17 protein-coding genes and 1 pseudogene are annotated in these 15683 nt (G+C 75.6%); 7 read left to right on the top strand and 11 right to left on the bottom strand.

Annotation, left to right across the window (positions count from 1 at the left end; all coding sequences use genetic code 11):
• Positions 1–84 precede the first annotated feature (84 nt).
• The 6 genes from GTY84_RS01915 to GTY84_RS01890 all read right to left on the bottom strand — a co-directional run bounded on the left by GTY84_RS01915 (position 85) and on the right by GTY84_RS01890 (position 4294).
• On the bottom strand, positions 85–270 hold the full coding sequence (locus GTY84_RS01915) for a hypothetical protein (protein ID WP_161224245.1): 186 nt from the start codon (positions 268–270) through the stop codon (positions 85–87).
• 147 nt (positions 271–417) lie between these two features.
• Positions 418–1113: a L,D-transpeptidase family protein gene (locus GTY84_RS01910; RefSeq protein WP_161224244.1), complete on the bottom strand. Its 696-nt coding sequence runs from the start codon at positions 1111–1113 to the stop codon at positions 418–420.
• A 143-nt stretch (positions 1114–1256) separates the two neighbouring features.
• Positions 1257–2057, bottom strand: coding sequence for an SDR family NAD(P)-dependent oxidoreductase (locus GTY84_RS01905; RefSeq protein ID WP_161224243.1), 801 nt, complete (start codon positions 2055–2057; stop codon positions 1257–1259).
• A gap of 101 nt (positions 2058–2158) precedes the next feature.
• Positions 2159–2791 carry an MBL fold metallo-hydrolase gene (locus GTY84_RS01900; protein WP_161224242.1) on the bottom strand — a complete coding sequence of 211 codons (633 nt, stop codon included), beginning with the start codon at positions 2789–2791 and terminating at the stop codon, positions 2159–2161.
• A complete protein-coding gene (locus GTY84_RS01895) occupies positions 2791–3879 on the bottom strand; it encodes an S-(hydroxymethyl)mycothiol dehydrogenase (RefSeq protein WP_161224241.1) in 1089 nt (362 codons plus the stop codon). Before GTY84_RS01895 ends, GTY84_RS01900 begins: the two co-directional genes overlap by 1 nt.
• Before the next feature lie 133 nt (positions 3880–4012).
• Positions 4013–4294: a hypothetical protein gene (locus GTY84_RS01890; protein ID WP_161224240.1), complete on the bottom strand. Its 282-nt coding sequence runs from the start codon at positions 4292–4294 to the stop codon at positions 4013–4015.
• Positions 4295–4464: 170 nt separating this feature from the next.
• On the opposite strand from GTY84_RS01890, the gene GTY84_RS01885 reads away from it, so the two are divergent.
• Positions 4465–4830 (top strand): nuclear transport factor 2 family protein, encoded by a 366-nt coding sequence (locus GTY84_RS01885; protein ID WP_161224239.1) that lies wholly within the window; start codon positions 4465–4467, stop codon positions 4828–4830.
• A gap of 323 nt (positions 4831–5153) precedes the next feature.
• Here the strand turns inward: GTY84_RS01885 and GTY84_RS01880 are convergent, their stop codons facing one another.
• Positions 5154–5333: a hypothetical protein gene (locus GTY84_RS01880; protein WP_161224238.1), complete on the bottom strand. Its 180-nt coding sequence runs from the start codon at positions 5331–5333 to the stop codon at positions 5154–5156.
• A gap of 176 nt (positions 5334–5509) precedes the next feature.
• Between GTY84_RS01880 and GTY84_RS01875 the strand changes: the two genes are divergently transcribed.
• The 3 genes and pseudogenes from GTY84_RS01875 to GTY84_RS33315 form a co-directional block, all read left to right on the top strand.
• Complete coding sequence (locus GTY84_RS01875) at positions 5510–6538, top strand: iron-containing redox enzyme family protein (RefSeq protein WP_161224237.1); 1029 nt, start codon at positions 5510–5512, stop codon at positions 6536–6538.
• Between the two features lie 25 nt (positions 6539–6563).
• Positions 6564–7229 carry a HemK2/MTQ2 family protein methyltransferase gene (locus GTY84_RS01870; protein WP_161224461.1) on the top strand — a complete coding sequence of 222 codons (666 nt, stop codon included), beginning with the start codon at positions 6564–6566 and terminating at the stop codon, positions 7227–7229.
• Positions 7210–7404 (top strand): annotated as a pseudogene (locus tag GTY84_RS33315) (CDGSH iron-sulfur domain-containing protein); the annotation flags it as partial. The gene GTY84_RS01870 and the pseudogene GTY84_RS33315, both read left to right, overlap by 20 nt.
• Positions 7405–8444: 1040 nt before the next feature.
• Here GTY84_RS33315 and GTY84_RS01860 read toward each other — a convergent pair.
• Together GTY84_RS01860 and GTY84_RS01855 are read right to left on the bottom strand one after the other, a co-directional pair.
• Positions 8445–8828, bottom strand: coding sequence for a toxin Doc (locus tag GTY84_RS01860; protein WP_161224235.1), 384 nt, complete (start codon positions 8826–8828; stop codon positions 8445–8447).
• Positions 8829–8831: 3 nt separating this feature from the next.
• Entirely contained in the window at positions 8832–9077 is a 246-nt protein-coding gene (locus GTY84_RS01855) for a hypothetical protein (protein WP_161224234.1), read from the bottom strand.
• A gap of 685 nt (positions 9078–9762) precedes the next feature.
• On the opposite strand from GTY84_RS01855, the gene GTY84_RS01850 reads away from it, so the two are divergent.
• Together GTY84_RS01850 and GTY84_RS01845 are read left to right on the top strand one after the other, a co-directional pair.
• Positions 9763–12141, top strand: coding sequence for a SpoIIE family protein phosphatase (locus GTY84_RS01850; RefSeq protein ID WP_161224233.1), 2379 nt, complete (start codon positions 9763–9765; stop codon positions 12139–12141).
• Positions 12142–12364: 223 nt separating this feature from the next.
• Complete coding sequence (locus GTY84_RS01845; protein ID WP_345943307.1) at positions 12365–13129, top strand: DUF4232 domain-containing protein; 765 nt, start codon at positions 12365–12367, stop codon at positions 13127–13129.
• Between the two features lie 168 nt (positions 13130–13297).
• Here GTY84_RS01845 and GTY84_RS01840 read toward each other — a convergent pair whose 3' ends face one another.
• Both GTY84_RS01840 and GTY84_RS01835 read right to left on the bottom strand, forming a co-directional pair.
• On the bottom strand, positions 13298–14266 hold the full coding sequence (locus GTY84_RS01840) for an aldo/keto reductase (protein WP_161224232.1): 969 nt from the start codon (positions 14264–14266) through the stop codon (positions 13298–13300).
• Between the two features lie 162 nt (positions 14267–14428).
• On the bottom strand, positions 14429–14863 hold the full coding sequence (locus GTY84_RS01835; RefSeq protein ID WP_161224231.1) for a nuclear transport factor 2 family protein: 435 nt from the start codon (positions 14861–14863) through the stop codon (positions 14429–14431).
• A 187-nt stretch (positions 14864–15050) separates the two neighbouring features.
• On the opposite strand from GTY84_RS01835, the gene GTY84_RS01830 reads away from it, so the two are divergent.
• Complete coding sequence (locus GTY84_RS01830) at positions 15051–15500, top strand: nitroreductase family deazaflavin-dependent oxidoreductase (RefSeq protein WP_161224230.1); 450 nt, start codon at positions 15051–15053, stop codon at positions 15498–15500.
• Positions 15501–15683: the final 183 nt, after the last annotated feature.

Genomic DNA, 15683 nt, shown 5'->3' with positions numbered 1-15683 from the left:
GGGCTCGGCGGAGGGCGTGGGCCGCGGGGTCGTGAGGAGGGCGGCGGCGCGGGCGGCGCCCGAGTGCCGGGAGGGCCGGGCCCGTCAGGCGGCGGTCTTCCGCTCCGGGGCCGCGGTGGCCCACTCCATGACGAGCCGCTGGTACTCCGCGCGCTGCTCGACGCTCAGTGTCCCGCCCGACCGGAGCCACAGGGCCCGGATCTCCTCGTTGACCTCGTCAGCCGATCGCTCGGAGGAAGGCTCAACAGTGGTGGACATGGTGTGAAGCATACGGTGCCCGGCGTGAAGGCGCTGTGAGCAATCACGCCGGAACCGGACATAGTGGACCGTGTCCCTGGTCACGTCGATCTTCTCATCTGTCAAGGTCCACCGGTGAGTTCGTTTCCGGAACGTGTTCTCCGGCGGGCGGTGCGGGGGTCAGGTGCCCGGCTTGCGGCCGTACACGTAGACGTCGTCGCCGTTCTTCAGCAGGGACCAGTACTTCTTGGCGTCCGCCTTGGTCATGTTGACGCAGCCGTGCGAGCCCGGCGGGTTCCACATGCTCACCCCGGCCGAGTGGAAGGCCTGGCCGCCGTCGAAGAACTGGCTGTAGGGCATCGGCACGTTGTAGATCGTCGAGACGTGGTCGATGTTCCGCCAGTAGATCTTCTTCAGGCCGGTGCGGGTCTCGTAGCCGTCGCGGCCGGTGCGCACCGGGACGGGCCCGTGCACGAGCTTCTTTCCGTCCTGGATCCAGCTCAGCTGGAGGGTGAGGTTCACACAGGCGATGCGGCCCTTGTTGACCGGGCACTTGCCCGCCTTGTTGGGGTTCTTGCCGACGGCCTTCTGCTTCGTCATCAGGTCCATCGCCCCCCAGGTGACGGGGCCGGCGTAGCCGATGGTCGGGGTGATGCCGTGCTTGCTCTGGAAGGCGCGGATCGCCTTGCAGTCGGCGGCGGACTGCTTGCCGTCGACCGGGCGGCCCAGGAACTTCTCCACCTTCTTCTGGTAGGGGCCGGTCTGTGTGGTGCAGCTCGCGGCCTGGGCCGGCGTGCTGCTCAGCGCGATGGTGAGCGGTGCCACCAGTGCGGTGACCCCGAGTACGACGGTCCCCCGTCGTCGTGTGTCCCCCATGGCCGGTCAGCCTTTCGTGGTCGAAGGATGGGCGGGCCCGCCGTGCTGCGGGTCCGCCTGGTAGACCGGTGCGCGGTGGCTTCGGTTGCCCTCCCCGGCCGACCGCGACCGAACGGTGACCTCCGTGCCGGGCGCTGAGGCCGTCAGCGGGGGCCGGCCACCTCGCCGAGGGTCTGCCGGAATCCGGTGTTCACCGAGGTCAGGCCGCCGTCGACGACCAGGGTGGTGCCGGTGACCCAGGCGGCGTCGCGGGAGGCGAGGAAGGCGACGGCCGCCGCGATGTCCTCGGGCTCCCCGATCCTGCCCAGGGGGTAGCGGGGGCGCAGCGCCTCCAGGTCCGCCTCCCGCCCCTCCCAGGCCGTGGTCCGCACGGTGCCCGGCGCCACCAGGTTGGCCCGCACCCCGCGCGGCCCCCCGTGCCCGGCGAGGGTGCGGGTGAGCGAGGCCAGGCCCGCCTTGGCTGCGCTGTAGGCGTGGTTGCCGAAGTCCTGGATGCCGTTGACGGAGCCGATGCTCACGATGGCGCCGCGGCCGGAGGCGGCCAGGTGAGGAAGGGCGGCGCGGGAGCAGCGGTAGGCCCCGGTGAGGGTGATGTCGAGGTCGCGCGCCCAGGTCTCGTCCGCGTCGTCCTCGAAGAGCGAGGCGTCCCGGGAGCAGGAGTAGGCGTTGTTGACCAGGACGTCGAGGCCGCCGAAGGCGTCCACGGCCCGGTCCACGGCTGCCTCGACGGAGGTCCGGTCGGCCACGTCGCAGGGGAACGCCTCGGCGTTCAGCCCCCGCTCGCGCAGACCCGCCGCGGTCCTCTCGGCCGCCGGCGGGTCCACGTCGGTCACCAGCACTCCCGCCCCCTCCTCCGCGAGCCGTCTCGCGGTGGCGGCACCGATGCCGCGCGCGGCGCCGGTGATGAGAATGCCGTGTCCCTCGAACCGCTTGGTGTGCGTCATGGGCCGACCGTAGTGCGTCGTCGGCCGCGGGTCAGCAGTCCTGGGCGGTATTCGGGCGCCGTCCGGTCAGCAGTCCTGGGCGGTATTCGGGCGCCGTCCGGTCAGCCGCCGCGCCGGCTGATCCACTCCTCCAGGTGCGGGGCCTCGGCGCCGATGGTGGTGGAGTCGCCGTGGCCGGTGCGGACGACGGTCGCGGGGGGCAGGGTGAGCAGCTTGCCCCGGATCGACTCGATGATCGTCGGGAAGTGCGAGTAGGAGCGCCCGGTGGCTCCCGGACCGCCCTGGAAGAGGGTGTCGCCGGTGAAGACGGTGCCGAGGCCCGGGTCGTACAGGCAGACGGCGCCGGGCGCGTGCCCGGGGGTGTGCAGGACGGTGAGGTCGGCCCCGGCCGCCTCGATGACCTGCCCGTCGGCCAGCCAGGCATCGGGGTCGCGGTCGGGGTGGGTGAGCTTCCAGAGCGGCAGGTCGTCGGGGTGCAGCCAGATCAGGGCGCCGGTGCGGTCGGCGAGGGCGGGGGCCGCGTTCACATGGTCGTTGTGGGCGTGGGTGCACACGATGGCGGTCAGCCTGCGGTCCCCGACGGCCTCCACGATTGCGTCGGCGTCATGGGCGGCGTCGATGACGACGACCTCGTGGTCGTCGCCGACGAGCCAGACGTTGTTGTCGACGTCCCAGGTCCCTCCGTCGAGGCTGAACTGCCCGGAGGTGACGACGCGTTCGATGCGGGCGGACATCACAGCACCACCACCGAGCGCAGGACGTCGCCCGCGTGCATCCGCTCGAAGGCCTGCTCGATCTCGTCGAGCCGGATGGTCTCGCTGACGAAAGCGCCCAGGTCCAGGCGGCCCTGGAGGTGCAGGTCGATCAGCATGGGGAAGTCCCGGGAGGGCAGGCAGTCGCCGTACCAGGAGGACTTGAGGGAGCCGCCGCGGCCGAAGACGTCCAGCAGCGGCAGTTCGAGCTTCATCTCGGGGGTGGGCACCCCGACCAGGACCACGGTCCCGGCCAGGTCGCGGGCGTGGAACGCCTGACGGTACGTCTCCGGGCGGCCCACCGCGTCGATGACGACGTCGGCGCCGAAGCCGCCGGTCAGCTCGCGGATCACCTCGACCGGGTCGGCGGTGCGGGAGTTGACGGTGTGGGTGGCGCCCATGGCACGGGCGGTCTCCAGCTTGCGGTCGTCGATGTCCACCGCGATGATCCGGGACGCCCCGGCCAGGCGCGAACCGGCGATGGCCGCGTCGCCCACACCACCGCAGCCGATGACGGCGACGCTGTCGCCGCGCCCGACCTCACCGGTGTTGATCGCGGCGCCGATGCCGGCCATCACACCGCAGCCCAGCAGCCCGGCGACCTGCGGGGAAACGGCCGGGTCGACCTTGGTGCACTGCCCGGCGGCGACCAGCGTCTTCTCCGCGAAGGCACCGATGCCGAGGGCCGGGGACAGCTCCTGCCCGGTGGAGGCGAGGGTCATCCGCTGCCGGGCGTTGTGGGTGTCGAAGCAGTACCAGGGGCGCCCGCGCAGACAGGCCCGGCACTTGCCGCACACCGCGCGCCAGTTGAGGATCACGAAGTCGCCGGGGGCCACGTCGGTGACGCCCTCGCCGACGGACTCCACGACGCCCGCGGCCTCGTGGCCGAGCAGGAAGGGGAAGTCGTCGCTGATGCCGCCCTGCTTGTAGTGCAGGTCGGTGTGGCACACACCGCAGGCCTGGACGCTCACCACGGCCTCGCCCGGTCCCGGGTCGGGGACGACGATCGTCTCGACGCGCACCGGTTCGTCCTTGCCCGGTGCGATCACGCCGCGTACTTCCTGCGCCATGGTGCTGGCCCCTATCTTCCGCCACGGAACGTTCCTCCCGACCCTACGCGCACGTGATCGCCGCCGGGCCGGGGAGGGGGCGGGGACACGCCCAGGGCGGCCCCCGCCCCGGTCCGCCGGGGTGTGGCGGGGGTCAGGTCTGGACGGCGGGGACGACGCCGAACACCGGCGAGACCAGGCCGGTGACCTGCCGGAGCTGGTTGACGTCGTTCAGCCGGTTGAGCTGGGCGGAGGGGCGGGGGAGCTGGGCCCGCCCTTCGGCGGGCAGGTCGCCCATGGCGAGCGAGTCGAGGGCCCGCATCGGGCTGAGCCCGCCGCCGGCCGCTCCCCCGGCCGCGTTCGCCATCGGGGCGACGAGGCCGGTGACACCGGCGGCGAGACCGACGGCGACTGCGATGCGTCGTGTTGAGATCATGTTCCGGCAACGCGGGGCGGCCGGTGGCGGACACGGGCGGCCCCCGGGGGTCACTCGTCAGGAGGAGTTCCGGGACCGGCCTTGCCGCGGGCGCCGGAGCGTAGGAGCCTCGAAGGAGAGGCCGTCGACGGCCCGACTCCCTCCGGGCCGCGGCCTTGGAGGAGGTCGTCATGGACACCACCACAGCCCCCGCGTTCGACACCGAGGCGCTGCGCCGGGGCATCGAGGGCAGGACGGCGGCGGATCTGCTGTCGCTGTACGCGGACGACGCCGAGATCCGCGTCGTGGACCGCTCCACCCAGCCCAGCAGCCCCAAGGTCCTGCGGGGCCACGACGAGATCGCGGCGATGCTCGACGATGTGTACGCCCGGGACATGACACACCGGCTGGAGGAGTGCGTCGTACAGGGCGACCGGGCCGCCTACAGCGAGTCCTGCGAGTACCCGGACGGGGTCAGGGTCCTGGCGGAGTCGATGATGACGCTGCGGGACGGGAAGATCACCGAACAGACCATGATCCAGGCCTGGGACGAATAGCCCCCCGCCCTTCCGTCCGCCGGCACCGGCGTCCGGCGGCCCGCCTCCCCCGGCTCGGGTCCGGGGCGGCGGGCGGTACTGGACGGTGTCCGGCAGGCCGTCGGCTGGTGCCGTCGTGCGCCTGGCCGGCATGCCCCGGACGGTGCCGGTCATGGTCCGGGGCACTCCGCCCGGAGGCCGGGTTCGCCCGGAGGCCGGGCGGGATGCCCCGCGGGATGCCCCGCCACGCGCGGGCCCCGGGGTCCGGGTGCGGCGGGAGCGGGGCGCGGGCGGGTGCAGGTCCTGGAACCGGCACCCGCCGGTGCCTCCGCGCGCGGGGCGGGTCAGTCCTCGCCCCTCACGATGTGCGACTCCGCGCCGCGGCGCCGGGCGCGCGGTGCGTCGCCGTCGTCGACGGCCGGGACCCAGGTGCGCGGGGCACCGCGGTCGTGCGGATGGCGGGCCTTGGACCAGCCCGACTCGGGCGGACGGGCGGCGGGCGTGTCACGGGAGTCCGCGGTCACGAGGCATCATCTTCCTTCCGTGTCCGGGTGACCTCGCCGGGCGGGTCCCCGCCGCTCCCCCGCCGAAACACCCCATGCCCCGCGCCCGCGCGGGGCGGCCTCGGCCCGGTGGAGCGAGCCCGCGTGCGGCGTCGGCGCACGGGTGCGGGCCCGGGGCGGCCGGGTACCCGCGGCGCATGGACATCGAGCGCGAAGGACCACCGCTGCCCACGCCCAGGGGCCCGCTCTCGGCGGCCGTGGCCGCCTACCTGCTCGGCACGGGCCTGCCCCCGGCGCCCGGCGCCGTCGGCGCCGCCCCGGCCTACGGCGACGACCTCCAGCTCGCCCTGTACCTCTGCTACGAGCCGCACTACCGGGGCTTCGCCGGGGTCTCCCCCGCCCTGGAGTGGGACCCGGCGCTGCTGCTGTTCCGGGCGGCGCTGGAGGACCGGTTCCTGTCGGCGCTGCGGGCCGACGCACGGGTGCACGGGGAGGTCGCGGACGCGGTCGGCGACCTGCTGGTGGAGCCCGCCGACGGCACCGGCGTCAGCCACTTCCTGAGCGACGGGGGCGAGCGGTGGCAGGTGCGGGAGTACGCGGCCCAGCGGTCGCTGTACCACCTCAAGGAGGCCGATCCGCACGCCTGGGTGCTGCCCCGGCTGCGGGGCCGGGCGAAGGCCGCGATGGCGGCGGTGGAGTTCGACGAGTACGGCGGGGGCCGGGCCGAGCGGGTGCACGCCCGGCTGTTCGCGGAGCTGATGACGGACCTGGACCTGGACCCGGCCTACGGGCGGTACCTGGACGCGGCCTCCGCGGAGTGCCTGGCCACGGTGAACCTGATGTCCCTGTGCGGGCTGCACCGCTCCCTGCGCGGCGCCCTGGTCGGGCACTTCGCGGCGGTGGAGATCACCTCGTCGCCCGGCTCCCGGCGGCTCGCGCGGGCGATGCGCCGCACCGGCGCGGGCCCCGCCGCCGAGCGCTTCTACGACGAGCACGTGGAGGCCGACGCGGTGCACGAGCAGATCGTGCGGCACGAGGTGATCGGCGGCCTGCTGGACGAGGAGCCGTGGCTCGCGCCGGACGTGGTGTTCGGGCTGGACGCCACGGGTCATCTGGAGGACCGCTTCGGGGCGCGGCTGCTGGCCGACTGGCGCGCGGGCCGCTCGTCGCTGCGGACCCCGCTGCCCGGGGACGGTCCCCCCTCCGGCCCGTCCGAGGGGCCGTGAGGCTACTCCGCGGCGGCGTGGGTACCTGGGGCCGGTGAACTTCTTGGTGCTGCCGGGGGTCTACGCCCCCCAGGAGGACACCGCCCTGCTGGCCGGGGCCCTGTCCGAGGAACCGCTGCCGGTCGGCGCGGCCGTTCTCGACGTGGGGACCGGCTCCGGGGCACTGGCCCTGGCGGCGGCCCGGCGGGGCGCCCGGGTGACCGCGGTGGACCTGTCGCGGCGGGCGGTGTGGGCCGCCAGGGTCAACGCCGGGCGGGCCGGGCTGCGGGTCCGGGTGCGGCGCGGCAACCTGTTCGCGCCGGTGCGGGGCGAGTGGTTCGACCTGGTGCTGGCCAATCCGCCGTACGTCCCCGCGCCCGACGGCGGCGCCCGGTGTCCGCGCGGCGCGGCCCGCGCCTGGGACGCGGGGCACGACGGGCGCCTGGTGCTGGACCGGATCTGCCGCGAGGTGCCCGCGCTGCTGCGGCCCGGCGGTGTGCTGCTGCTGGTGGAGTCGTCGCTGAGCGACCCGGGGCGGACCGTGGGGCTGCTGTGCGAGGCCGGGCTGAAGGCGGCGGTGACCCGGCGGCGCAGGATCGCGTTCGGTCCGGTGGTGCGCGGCCGGGAGGGCTGGCTGCGACAGCGCGGGCTGCTGCCGCGGGCCGGGACGGAGGAGGAGCTGGTGGTCGTCCGTGCCGAACTCCCGCTCTGAGGAGCCCCGCAGGATCATGGCCCGCCGCCGGGGCCCGCTGCTGGTGGAGGGCCCGGTGGAGGTCGAACTTGAGGACGGGTCGGTGGTCCGCTCCGACAGGGTCCGGGTCGCCCTGTGCACCTGTCGGCGCAGTCTCCGCTTCCCCTGGTGCGACACCAGCCACCGCGCCCGGTCGTCGTCCGTCGGGCCCCGCGGCGAAGGCCCCGGCGGTGACCCCGGCGCCGGGGCCGTCGCCCGGGAGGGCGGGGGTCCCGGGCCGGACGGCGGCCGCGCCCGCGGCAAGGGCGGGGGTCCCGGGCCGGACCGTGGCGGTCACGGCGGGGACGGGAGCCCCGGGGCCTGACGGTGGTGACGGTCGCGGCACGGCGGCGACGGCGGTCCGGCCGGCCGCGGCCGGGGACGTGAATTCCGGGGGCGGCGGGCGGCCCCACTCCGCCCGCCGCCCCCGGTGCGGGACCGCGCGTCCGGTACGGCGGTGGCTCGCACTCCCCAGCGACGAGCCACCGGATCACACCGCACGGACCGCGACGGCCCCGGCCTTTCAGTACGTGGGGCCGCTCGCACCGCGGGCGGATCTCACGCACTCGTCGAGAGGGGCGCGCCCGTGCGCGGCGCGCCCCTGGGTACGGCGGCCCCCGGCGGGCCCGCGCCCCCGGTGCCGGTCCTGGGCGGCGGCACCGGACGCCGGGCGTCCGGCGGGCCGCGCCGCGCCACCGCGCGCGGGCGTCCCGAGGGGGCGCGACGCGACGCGGGGGCGGTGACCGGGGAGGCACGGAAGGACCTCACCGGGTCCGTGCCCGGCGGTGGTGCCGCCCGGCCCGGGAGCCACGGTCCGGCACGCGGTGTTCCCCATCGTGCGCGTCCTTCCGTTCGGTCGAGGGCATGCCAGGTCCCGGCACCGTGGGAGCGCCGGGCTGGCGAAGGCGAGTCTGCCGAGTCGGCCGCCGAAACTCACCCCCACCCCACCACTTTCGGTAACCTTGCGTATTCAAGCAGTGGCGGGAAGTCACGGACTCCGAACACATCAAGCCCGTAACCCGGTGCCCGACGGGCACGCCGACCAGCGGAATGGCGTGATCCATGCGTTCGGCAATGGGCCGGAAACACACCCCCTGACGCCACTCCCACCCGCCTCCGCGGCGCTCTGCGGCGCCCTGCGGCGGCGGACGGTGGCGGCCGGGGCACCGCCCGGGACGGCGGCACCCCCGGCCCCGGTCAGATCTGCCAGGAGCGCAGCCGGTCGGCCGCGCCGTAGACATCGGTGTCGCCGGCCATGAGATCGCGCGCGAGGTCGACGAGGGCGCCGTAGGGCGGATCGATCCCGGCACCGCTGGCGTACATGTACGCCACGGCCGTGGCACAGGCGAACCGGGCATTGGCGGAGGGCAGCGGCCGGAGCACGGCGAGGGTGTGCAGCAGGGCCGCGGCCCGCCAGGCGGAGTCGGAGTCGACGCCGAGGCGGGGCGGGTCGACGCGGTGCCGGGCGACGGCGGCGACCAGCGCGGAGAAGTCGTTGATGGTGGGCTGCTCCGGGAGCACCTCCTCGTGGCGCTGGAGCAGCCAGGGGACGTCGATGTGCAGGGCGGGGGCGGGGGCCATGGGTCAGTCGGCCCGCCCTTCGCCCCGGGAGGGCGGTTCGTCGTCGGGGAAGGCGGCGGCGAACTCGTCGGCGTGGGCCGAGAAGAACTGGCGGAACGCCTCCGCACCCTCCTGGAGCGCCCGGTGCCGCGCTATGTCGGCGGCGGCCGCCGCCCGCACGAGGGCCTTCATCGACGTACCGCGCTCCTTGGCGATCTGACGCAGGTCCTCGAGTTCGCGGTCGCTGAACTCCACGTTCAGAGCTGGCATGGTGCCACGGTACCGCTCGGGTACTGAGCCGTAAATAGTCCCAGCTCAGAGGAGTGTTTCAGCGGTACCGCGAGGGGCGCGGGGGCGGCGGGACACGGGCGGGCACCGGCACCGCGGGGTGCGCCCGGCTCGGGCCGCCCCGGTCGTCCCCGGCCCGGCTCACCCGCCCGCCGGCCCGGTCGCGGAGGAGGCCGCGCGGGCGCCGTACTTTGGGCCGCGGGTGTCCGGTGGGGCGCCGGGCCGGATGCCGTCGACGCGGTGGCACCGGGCGACGCCGACCCGACCCGCGCGCGGGAAGGGGCGGGGACGCAGGAGCCGGGTCCACCGTCCCGGCACCCCCTGGTGGGCGGGGCAGGCCCGGCGGGCGCACCGGCGGCGGCACCGGCCGCGGGCGCCCGGCCCCCGTGGCCGCGGCGGACCCGCGCACGGCGCCCCGTCGGCGGCACGGGAGGGACGCGCCGCGCGGCGCCCGGCCGCCCCGGCACATCCGGCGCCCCGTCCCGGCGGGACGTGACCGCCGGGACGGAACGGGAACGGATGTCCCCTTCCGCCCCGCCGGGCGGTGACCGTGCGGCGGGGCGGCCGGAGGCGCCGCGATACGGGTCCGCCACGGGCCCGGACGCACTAGGCTGGCCTCCCAGCGACGCGCCTGATCGCTGCGAGTGTGCGCAATGGAGTGGCGACGATGAGTCCGGTCAACCCGTCCGACGATGCCGCTACCGCCCGCGTCCTCGTCGACAGCTCCGGGACACTGCGGGAGTGGAACGAGGGCGCGCGCCGGCTGCTGGGCCACCCGGCCGCCGCCGTCGTCGGACGCCCCGCGGCCGCTCTGCTCGCCGGAGCGGCCACCGAGCGCCTCCCCGGGCCCGGCGAGCGGCACTGGCAGGGCACCCTCGCGCTGCGCCACCGGGACGGCCACACCGTGCGGGTGCGGGCGCTGGCCCACCGCAGGCCCCCGACGGGCGGCGGACCGGGCCCCTGGCTGGTCGTCACCCCCCTGGAGCGCGGTCCCGAGCAGCTCGACGACCCGCTGGTCAGGGCGGCGCTGACGCAGTCCCCCTGCGCGACGCTCATCGTCGACGACCAGTTGCGGCTGCGCGGCGTCAACGACGCGATGGCCGATCTGGTCGGGCTCCCCCCGGACCTCGTCCGGGGGCTGCGCCCCACCGATCTGGGGAGCCGCCCGCAGACGGTGGAGCTGGAGGCCCATATGACGCGGGTGCTCGCCACCGGCCACCGCTACGACATGCACACGCACTTCAAGGCGCCCGGCGAGAGCCGCGCCCACGCGTGGCTGGCCCGGATCGCGCCGCTCACCGACGCGAACGGCCGGGTGCGGGGCGTCTGCGTCAGCGCCCACGACTTCACCGAGCAGCATCTGGCCCGCGAGCGGCTCCAGTTGGTCAACGAGGCGAGCGTGCGCATCGGCAGCACCCTCGACGTCACCCGCACCGCGCAGGAGCTGGCCGACGTCTGTGTGCCGACGCTCGCGGACTTCGTCAGCGTGGAACTGCTCGACCAGCAGGAGCCCGGCGCCGATCCCGCCCCGGCGTCCGCGCCGCCGGTCGCCCTGCGCCGCACCGCGCACCAGTCGGTGAACCCGGGCTGCCCCGAGGCCCTCACCGAGCCGGGGCACCTGCACCACTTCCCGGCCGCCTCGCCGCAGGCGGAGTGCCTGGCCGCCGGGCACGCCATCGTGACCGAGGTGCCCTCGGCCCCCTTCGAGCGGTGGCGGGAGGAGGATCCGCAGCGGGTGCGCCGGTTCATGGAGTACGGCGTCCACTCGATGCTGTGCGTGCCCCTCCAGGCCCGGGGGACCACGCTCGGCGTGGCGGTCTTCAGCCGGTTCCGGCGCCCCTTCGCGTTCACCCACGACGACGTGCTGCTGGCCGAGGAGGTCAGCGCCCGCGCCGCCGTCTGCGTCGACAACGCCCGCCGCTACTCCAGGGAGCGGGAGACCACCCTGGCCCTGCAGCGCAGCCTGCTGCCCCGCCGGCTGCCGCCGACGGCCGCGGTGCAGGCGGCCTCCCGCTACCTCCCGGCGGCGCGCTCCGGCGTGGGCGGCGACTGGTTCGACGTGGTCCCGCTGTCCGGGATGCGGGTCGCCATGGTCGTCGGCGACGTGGTCGGCCACGGCATCCAGGCCTCGGCCACCATGGGGCGGCTGCGCACCGCCGTGCGCACCCTCGCCGACATCGACCTCACCCCCGACGAGTTGCTGACCCACCTCGACGACCTGGTCGTCCGGCTGTCCGACGAGTCCGGCGACGACGGCGCGGGCGAGGTCGGCGCGACCTGCCTGTACGCCGTGTACGACCCGGTGTCGCGGCGCTGCGCGATGGCGCGGGCCGGGCATCCGCCGCCGGTGCTGATCCCGCCGGACGGCCCGCCCCGGACCGTCGAGCTGCCCTCGGGGCCGCCGCTGGGCGTGGGCGGGCTCCCCTTCGAGTCGACCGAACTGGAACTGGCCGAGGGCAGTGTCCTCGCCTTCTTCACCGACGGTCTGGTGGAGAGCCGGGAGCGGGACGCCGACGCCGGGCGGGCGCTGCTGGTCGAGGCGCTGGCGGCCGGGACCGACTCGCTGGACGCGGCCTGCGACCGGGTGATGGACACCCTGCTGCCGACCGGCGGCGCGGCCGACGACGTGGCCCTGCTGCTGGCCCGGACCCGGGGGCTGCCGCCGGACCGGGTGGCGGCCTGGGACATCCCCGCCGATCCGGCGCTGGTGGCGCCCGTACGCAAGCAGGCCGTCGACCAGTTGGCCGCCTGGCGGCTGACGGAGGCGTCGTTCACCGCCGAACTGGTCGTCAGCGAGCTGGTCACCAACGCCATCCGGTACGGCGCGCCGCCGATCCGGCTGCGGCTGATCCACGACGGGACGATCCTGATCTGCGAGGTGTCCGACTCCAGCCACACCGCCCCGCATCTGCGCCGGGCCAGGACCTGGGACGAGGGCGGGCGCGGACTGCTGCTGGTCGCCCAGCTCACCCAGCGCTGGGGCAGCAGGCACACCACCGAGGGCAAGACGATCTGGGCGGAACTGGGACTGTTGGACGAGGGGTGAACCACCGTTTCCGCGCCCCCGCGCCGGGACACTCGTCTCAGCAGGGCGTGCGGTCCCCGCGAGGATCCGGCGCCCGTACGACGACGTGCGGGAGGGTGGAGGAGCCATGGCGACCAGGGGCCGGCGTGCGGACCGGAGCGGCGGGGCGGGGCTGGGCCTGCGGGCCGAGGCGCGCGGAGCGGGGGGCGCGCGGGCGCGCGGCGGGGACGGCCGCGGAGCGCCGGTGACCCGCGGCCACGCGGCGGAGGCCATGTCTCCGGCCGGTTCCACCGCTCCGGGCGGCGGCGCCGGGCGGGTCCCCGCGCCGGGCCCGGGTCCACGGCCGCCGCGCCGGGCGGCGGTCCTGGTGGGCGCGCTGCTCGCGTTCGGGCTGGTCACAGCGTGCGGCGCGGAGGACGGCGCGGCGAGCGCGAGCCGGTCCTCCGAAACGGCCCCCTCGGCAGCCGCCACCGCCCCCGGCACCACGGAGCCGCCGGGCGCGGAGAGCACGCCGCGGGACGAGGGCGGCGCCGGGAGCACGTCACCGGGCACCAAACCGTCCCGCGACGGCGCCGGATCGCCGGTCGCCTCGACCCGCTGCCACACCTCCGAACTGCGCGCCTCCGTCGGCCGCGACGATCCGGGCGCCGGCCAGCGCAACTTCCCGGTGGTGCTCACCAACGCCTCCGCGCACACCTGCACGCTGCGCGGCTATCCGGGCGCCGCCTTCGTCGACACGGCCGGCGAGCAGCTCGGCCCCGACCCCCGGCGCACCGCCGGGTCGCCCCGGACCCTCTCGCTGGCACCGGGCCGCAGCGCCTGGGCGGGGCTGTCCTTCTCCAGCCCGGAGATCACCGAGGCCCGGACGGCGACCCCGGCGGCACTGCTGGTTACCCCGCCCGACGAGCGGGACCCCCTCCGGGTGGCGTGGACCGCGGGGGAGGTCCCGGTGGGCGGCAACGCCTCGTCGGTGGTCCTGACGGTGCTGGAGCCGGGCACCGGTCCCTGAGCCGTCGCGCCGGACCCGCCTCCTGAACGTCTTTGGACCTCCGGGGACGCGGGCCCGGCGTCACGGGCGGCACGGTGCGCGGCACGGGACCGGCGCGCGGAGCAGCCCCGGGTCGGGGTCCCCGGACGCGACGGCGCGGGGACCGGAGCCGGAGGCCGCGTCGGCGGTTCAGTGGCCGGAGACCGGATGCGGGGTGTAGGGCCGCTCCAGCACCTCGTTCTCCTCCTCGCCGAGCACCAGGTCCACGGCGGCCACGGCGTCCGCCAGATGCCCCGGCCGGGAGGCACCGATGATCGGCGCGGTGACCGTGTCCCGGCCCAGCAGCCAGGCCAGGCCGACCTGGGCGCGGGACACCCCCCGGTCCTTCGCCACCCGGCCGACGGCGTCCACGACGGCGCGGTCGCCCTCCTGGTAGAGGGTCCCGCCGAAGGCGTCCGTGGCGCTGCGGGCGGTGGCGGTGTCCCAGTCCCGGGTGAGCCGTCCCCGGGCGAGCGGGCTCCACGGCAGGACACCGGTGCCCCGGTCGGCGCAGAGCGGCAGCATCTCGCGCTCCTCCTCGCGGTAGAGGAGGTTGTAGTGGTTCTGCATGGAGGCGAAGGCCGTCCAGCCGTTCCGCTCGGCGGTGTACTGCATCTTGGAGAACTGCCAGGCGTACATGGAACTGGCCCCGATGTAGCGCGTCTTGCCCGCCTTCACCAGGTCGTGCAGTGCCTCCATGGTCTCCTCGACCGGGGTGTACGGGTCGAAGCGGTGGATCTGGTAGAGGTCGACGTAGTCGGTGCCCAGGCGGCGCAGGCTGTGGTCGATCTCGGTCATGATCGCCTTGCGGGAGAGCCCGGCGCCGTTGGGTCCGGAGCGCATCCGGCCGTGCACCTTGGTGGCGAGCACGATCTCGTCCCGGGAGGCGAAGTCCCGCAGCGCCCGGCCGACGATCTCCTCGCTGGTGCCGTCGGAGTAGACGTTCGCGGTGTCGAAGAAGGTGATCCCGGCCTCCAGCGCCTGCCGGATCAGCGGGCGGGAGGCGTCCTCGTCGAGGGTCCACTCGTGCGTGCCCCGGTCGGGCACGCCGTAGGTCATGCATCCCAGACAGATCCGCGACACGTCCAGGCCCGTCGATCCGAGCTTCACGTACTGCATTCGGCTGCTCCCGCCTTCGCGACCGGTGGTCCGGGGCCGAGCGTACGTGCTGGAGCGCACTCGAAGGCCGGCTCCCGGCCGCCCCATCCCGCCGGAGGCCGCGGGACGCCCGGTCCCGTGCGCCGTCCGCGCGGGCCGTCCGTCGGGCCGCCGGACGGCCCGTCAGCCGGCGAAGGCGTGGTACACGCCGAGCGAGTCCCCGTAGACGTGGTGGCGGACGAGCAGGCCGTCGCGGACGGTCAGCCGCAGGGCGACCCCGGCGCGGTGGGCGCGCCCGGTCGAGGCGGCGGTCTGCCGGATCTCCCCGAGCACCACGGCGTCCTCGCCGTCGACGAGGACCGTCCCGATCCGGGTGGCCGCCGCTCCGGGGACGTGGTGTGCGGCCGGCTCGCGGTAGTGGACGGCGGCGTCGGTGCGGGGTCCCTGGTGGCGCGCCCAGGGCGGGTCGGGGCGGCCGTGCTCGTCCTCGGGCCAGGCCGGCAGCCAGTCGCAGGAGGCGTCGTACAGTTCCGCGATGTGCTCGGGACCGCCGCCGGCGATCCGGCGCAGCAGTTCCTCCACCACGGCGCGGGTGGTCTCTCCGGTGGCGGTGGTCATGGGGGGGCTCCTTCGGTCGGGGGCGCGGCCGGATCCGGCTGTGCCCCGGATGCGCCGACGGCGCGATGACGCGCGGGGTAATGGCGGAAGTACCGGTCGCCGGGGTACGGCGTGCGGTATGGATGGTCCGACGACCCGGCCGCCGGTGACGGTGGCGGCCGTACGACGTGACGATGGGACGGAAGCCATGCCTCTGGACGGCGAGTACGAACCCAGCCCGACGCGGTGGGTGCGTGAGCAGGTCGAGCTGTACGAGAGCTCCGGCGGCACCGCGGGCACGACGCTGCTGGACACGGGGATGCCCGTGATCGTGCTGACCACCCGGGGCGCCCGCAGTGGCAAGATCCGCAAGACGCCGCTGATGCGGGTGGAGCACGACGGCCGCTACGCCGTGGTGGCCTCGCAGGGCGGGGCGCCCAAGCACCCGGTCTGGTACTTCAACGCGACGGCCGAACCGCTGGTGGAGCTGCAGGACGGCCCGGTCAGGCGGGACATGACGGCCCGTGAGGTCACCGGTGAGGAGAAGGCCCGGTGGTGGGAGCGTGCGGTGGCCGCGTTCCCGCCGTACGCGGAGTACCAGGAGAAGACGGACCGCGAGATCCCGGTCCTCGTGCTGGAGCCCGTCGACGGCGGCTGACCGGCGCGCTCCTCCCCGTGTGTGTTTCCGCGCGGGGAGGGCACCCGGATCTCCGGGCCCCGCCGCGTTCCCCCGTCGCGGCGGGGCTCCCGCACGCCCGGGGCATGGCCGGGCGGCCTCGGGGACCGGGGCCCGGACGGCACCGCGCGCCGCGGAGGTCCCCACGACGGCGGGGCCGCCGGA

The organism is Streptomyces sp. SID8352 (assembly GCF_009862265.1).
Taxonomy (GTDB): domain Bacteria; phylum Actinomycetota; class Actinomycetes; order Streptomycetales; family Streptomycetaceae; genus Streptomyces.
The sequence above is the reverse complement of the archived record's forward strand: the minus strand, read 5'-3'. Positions and strand labels throughout refer to the sequence as shown.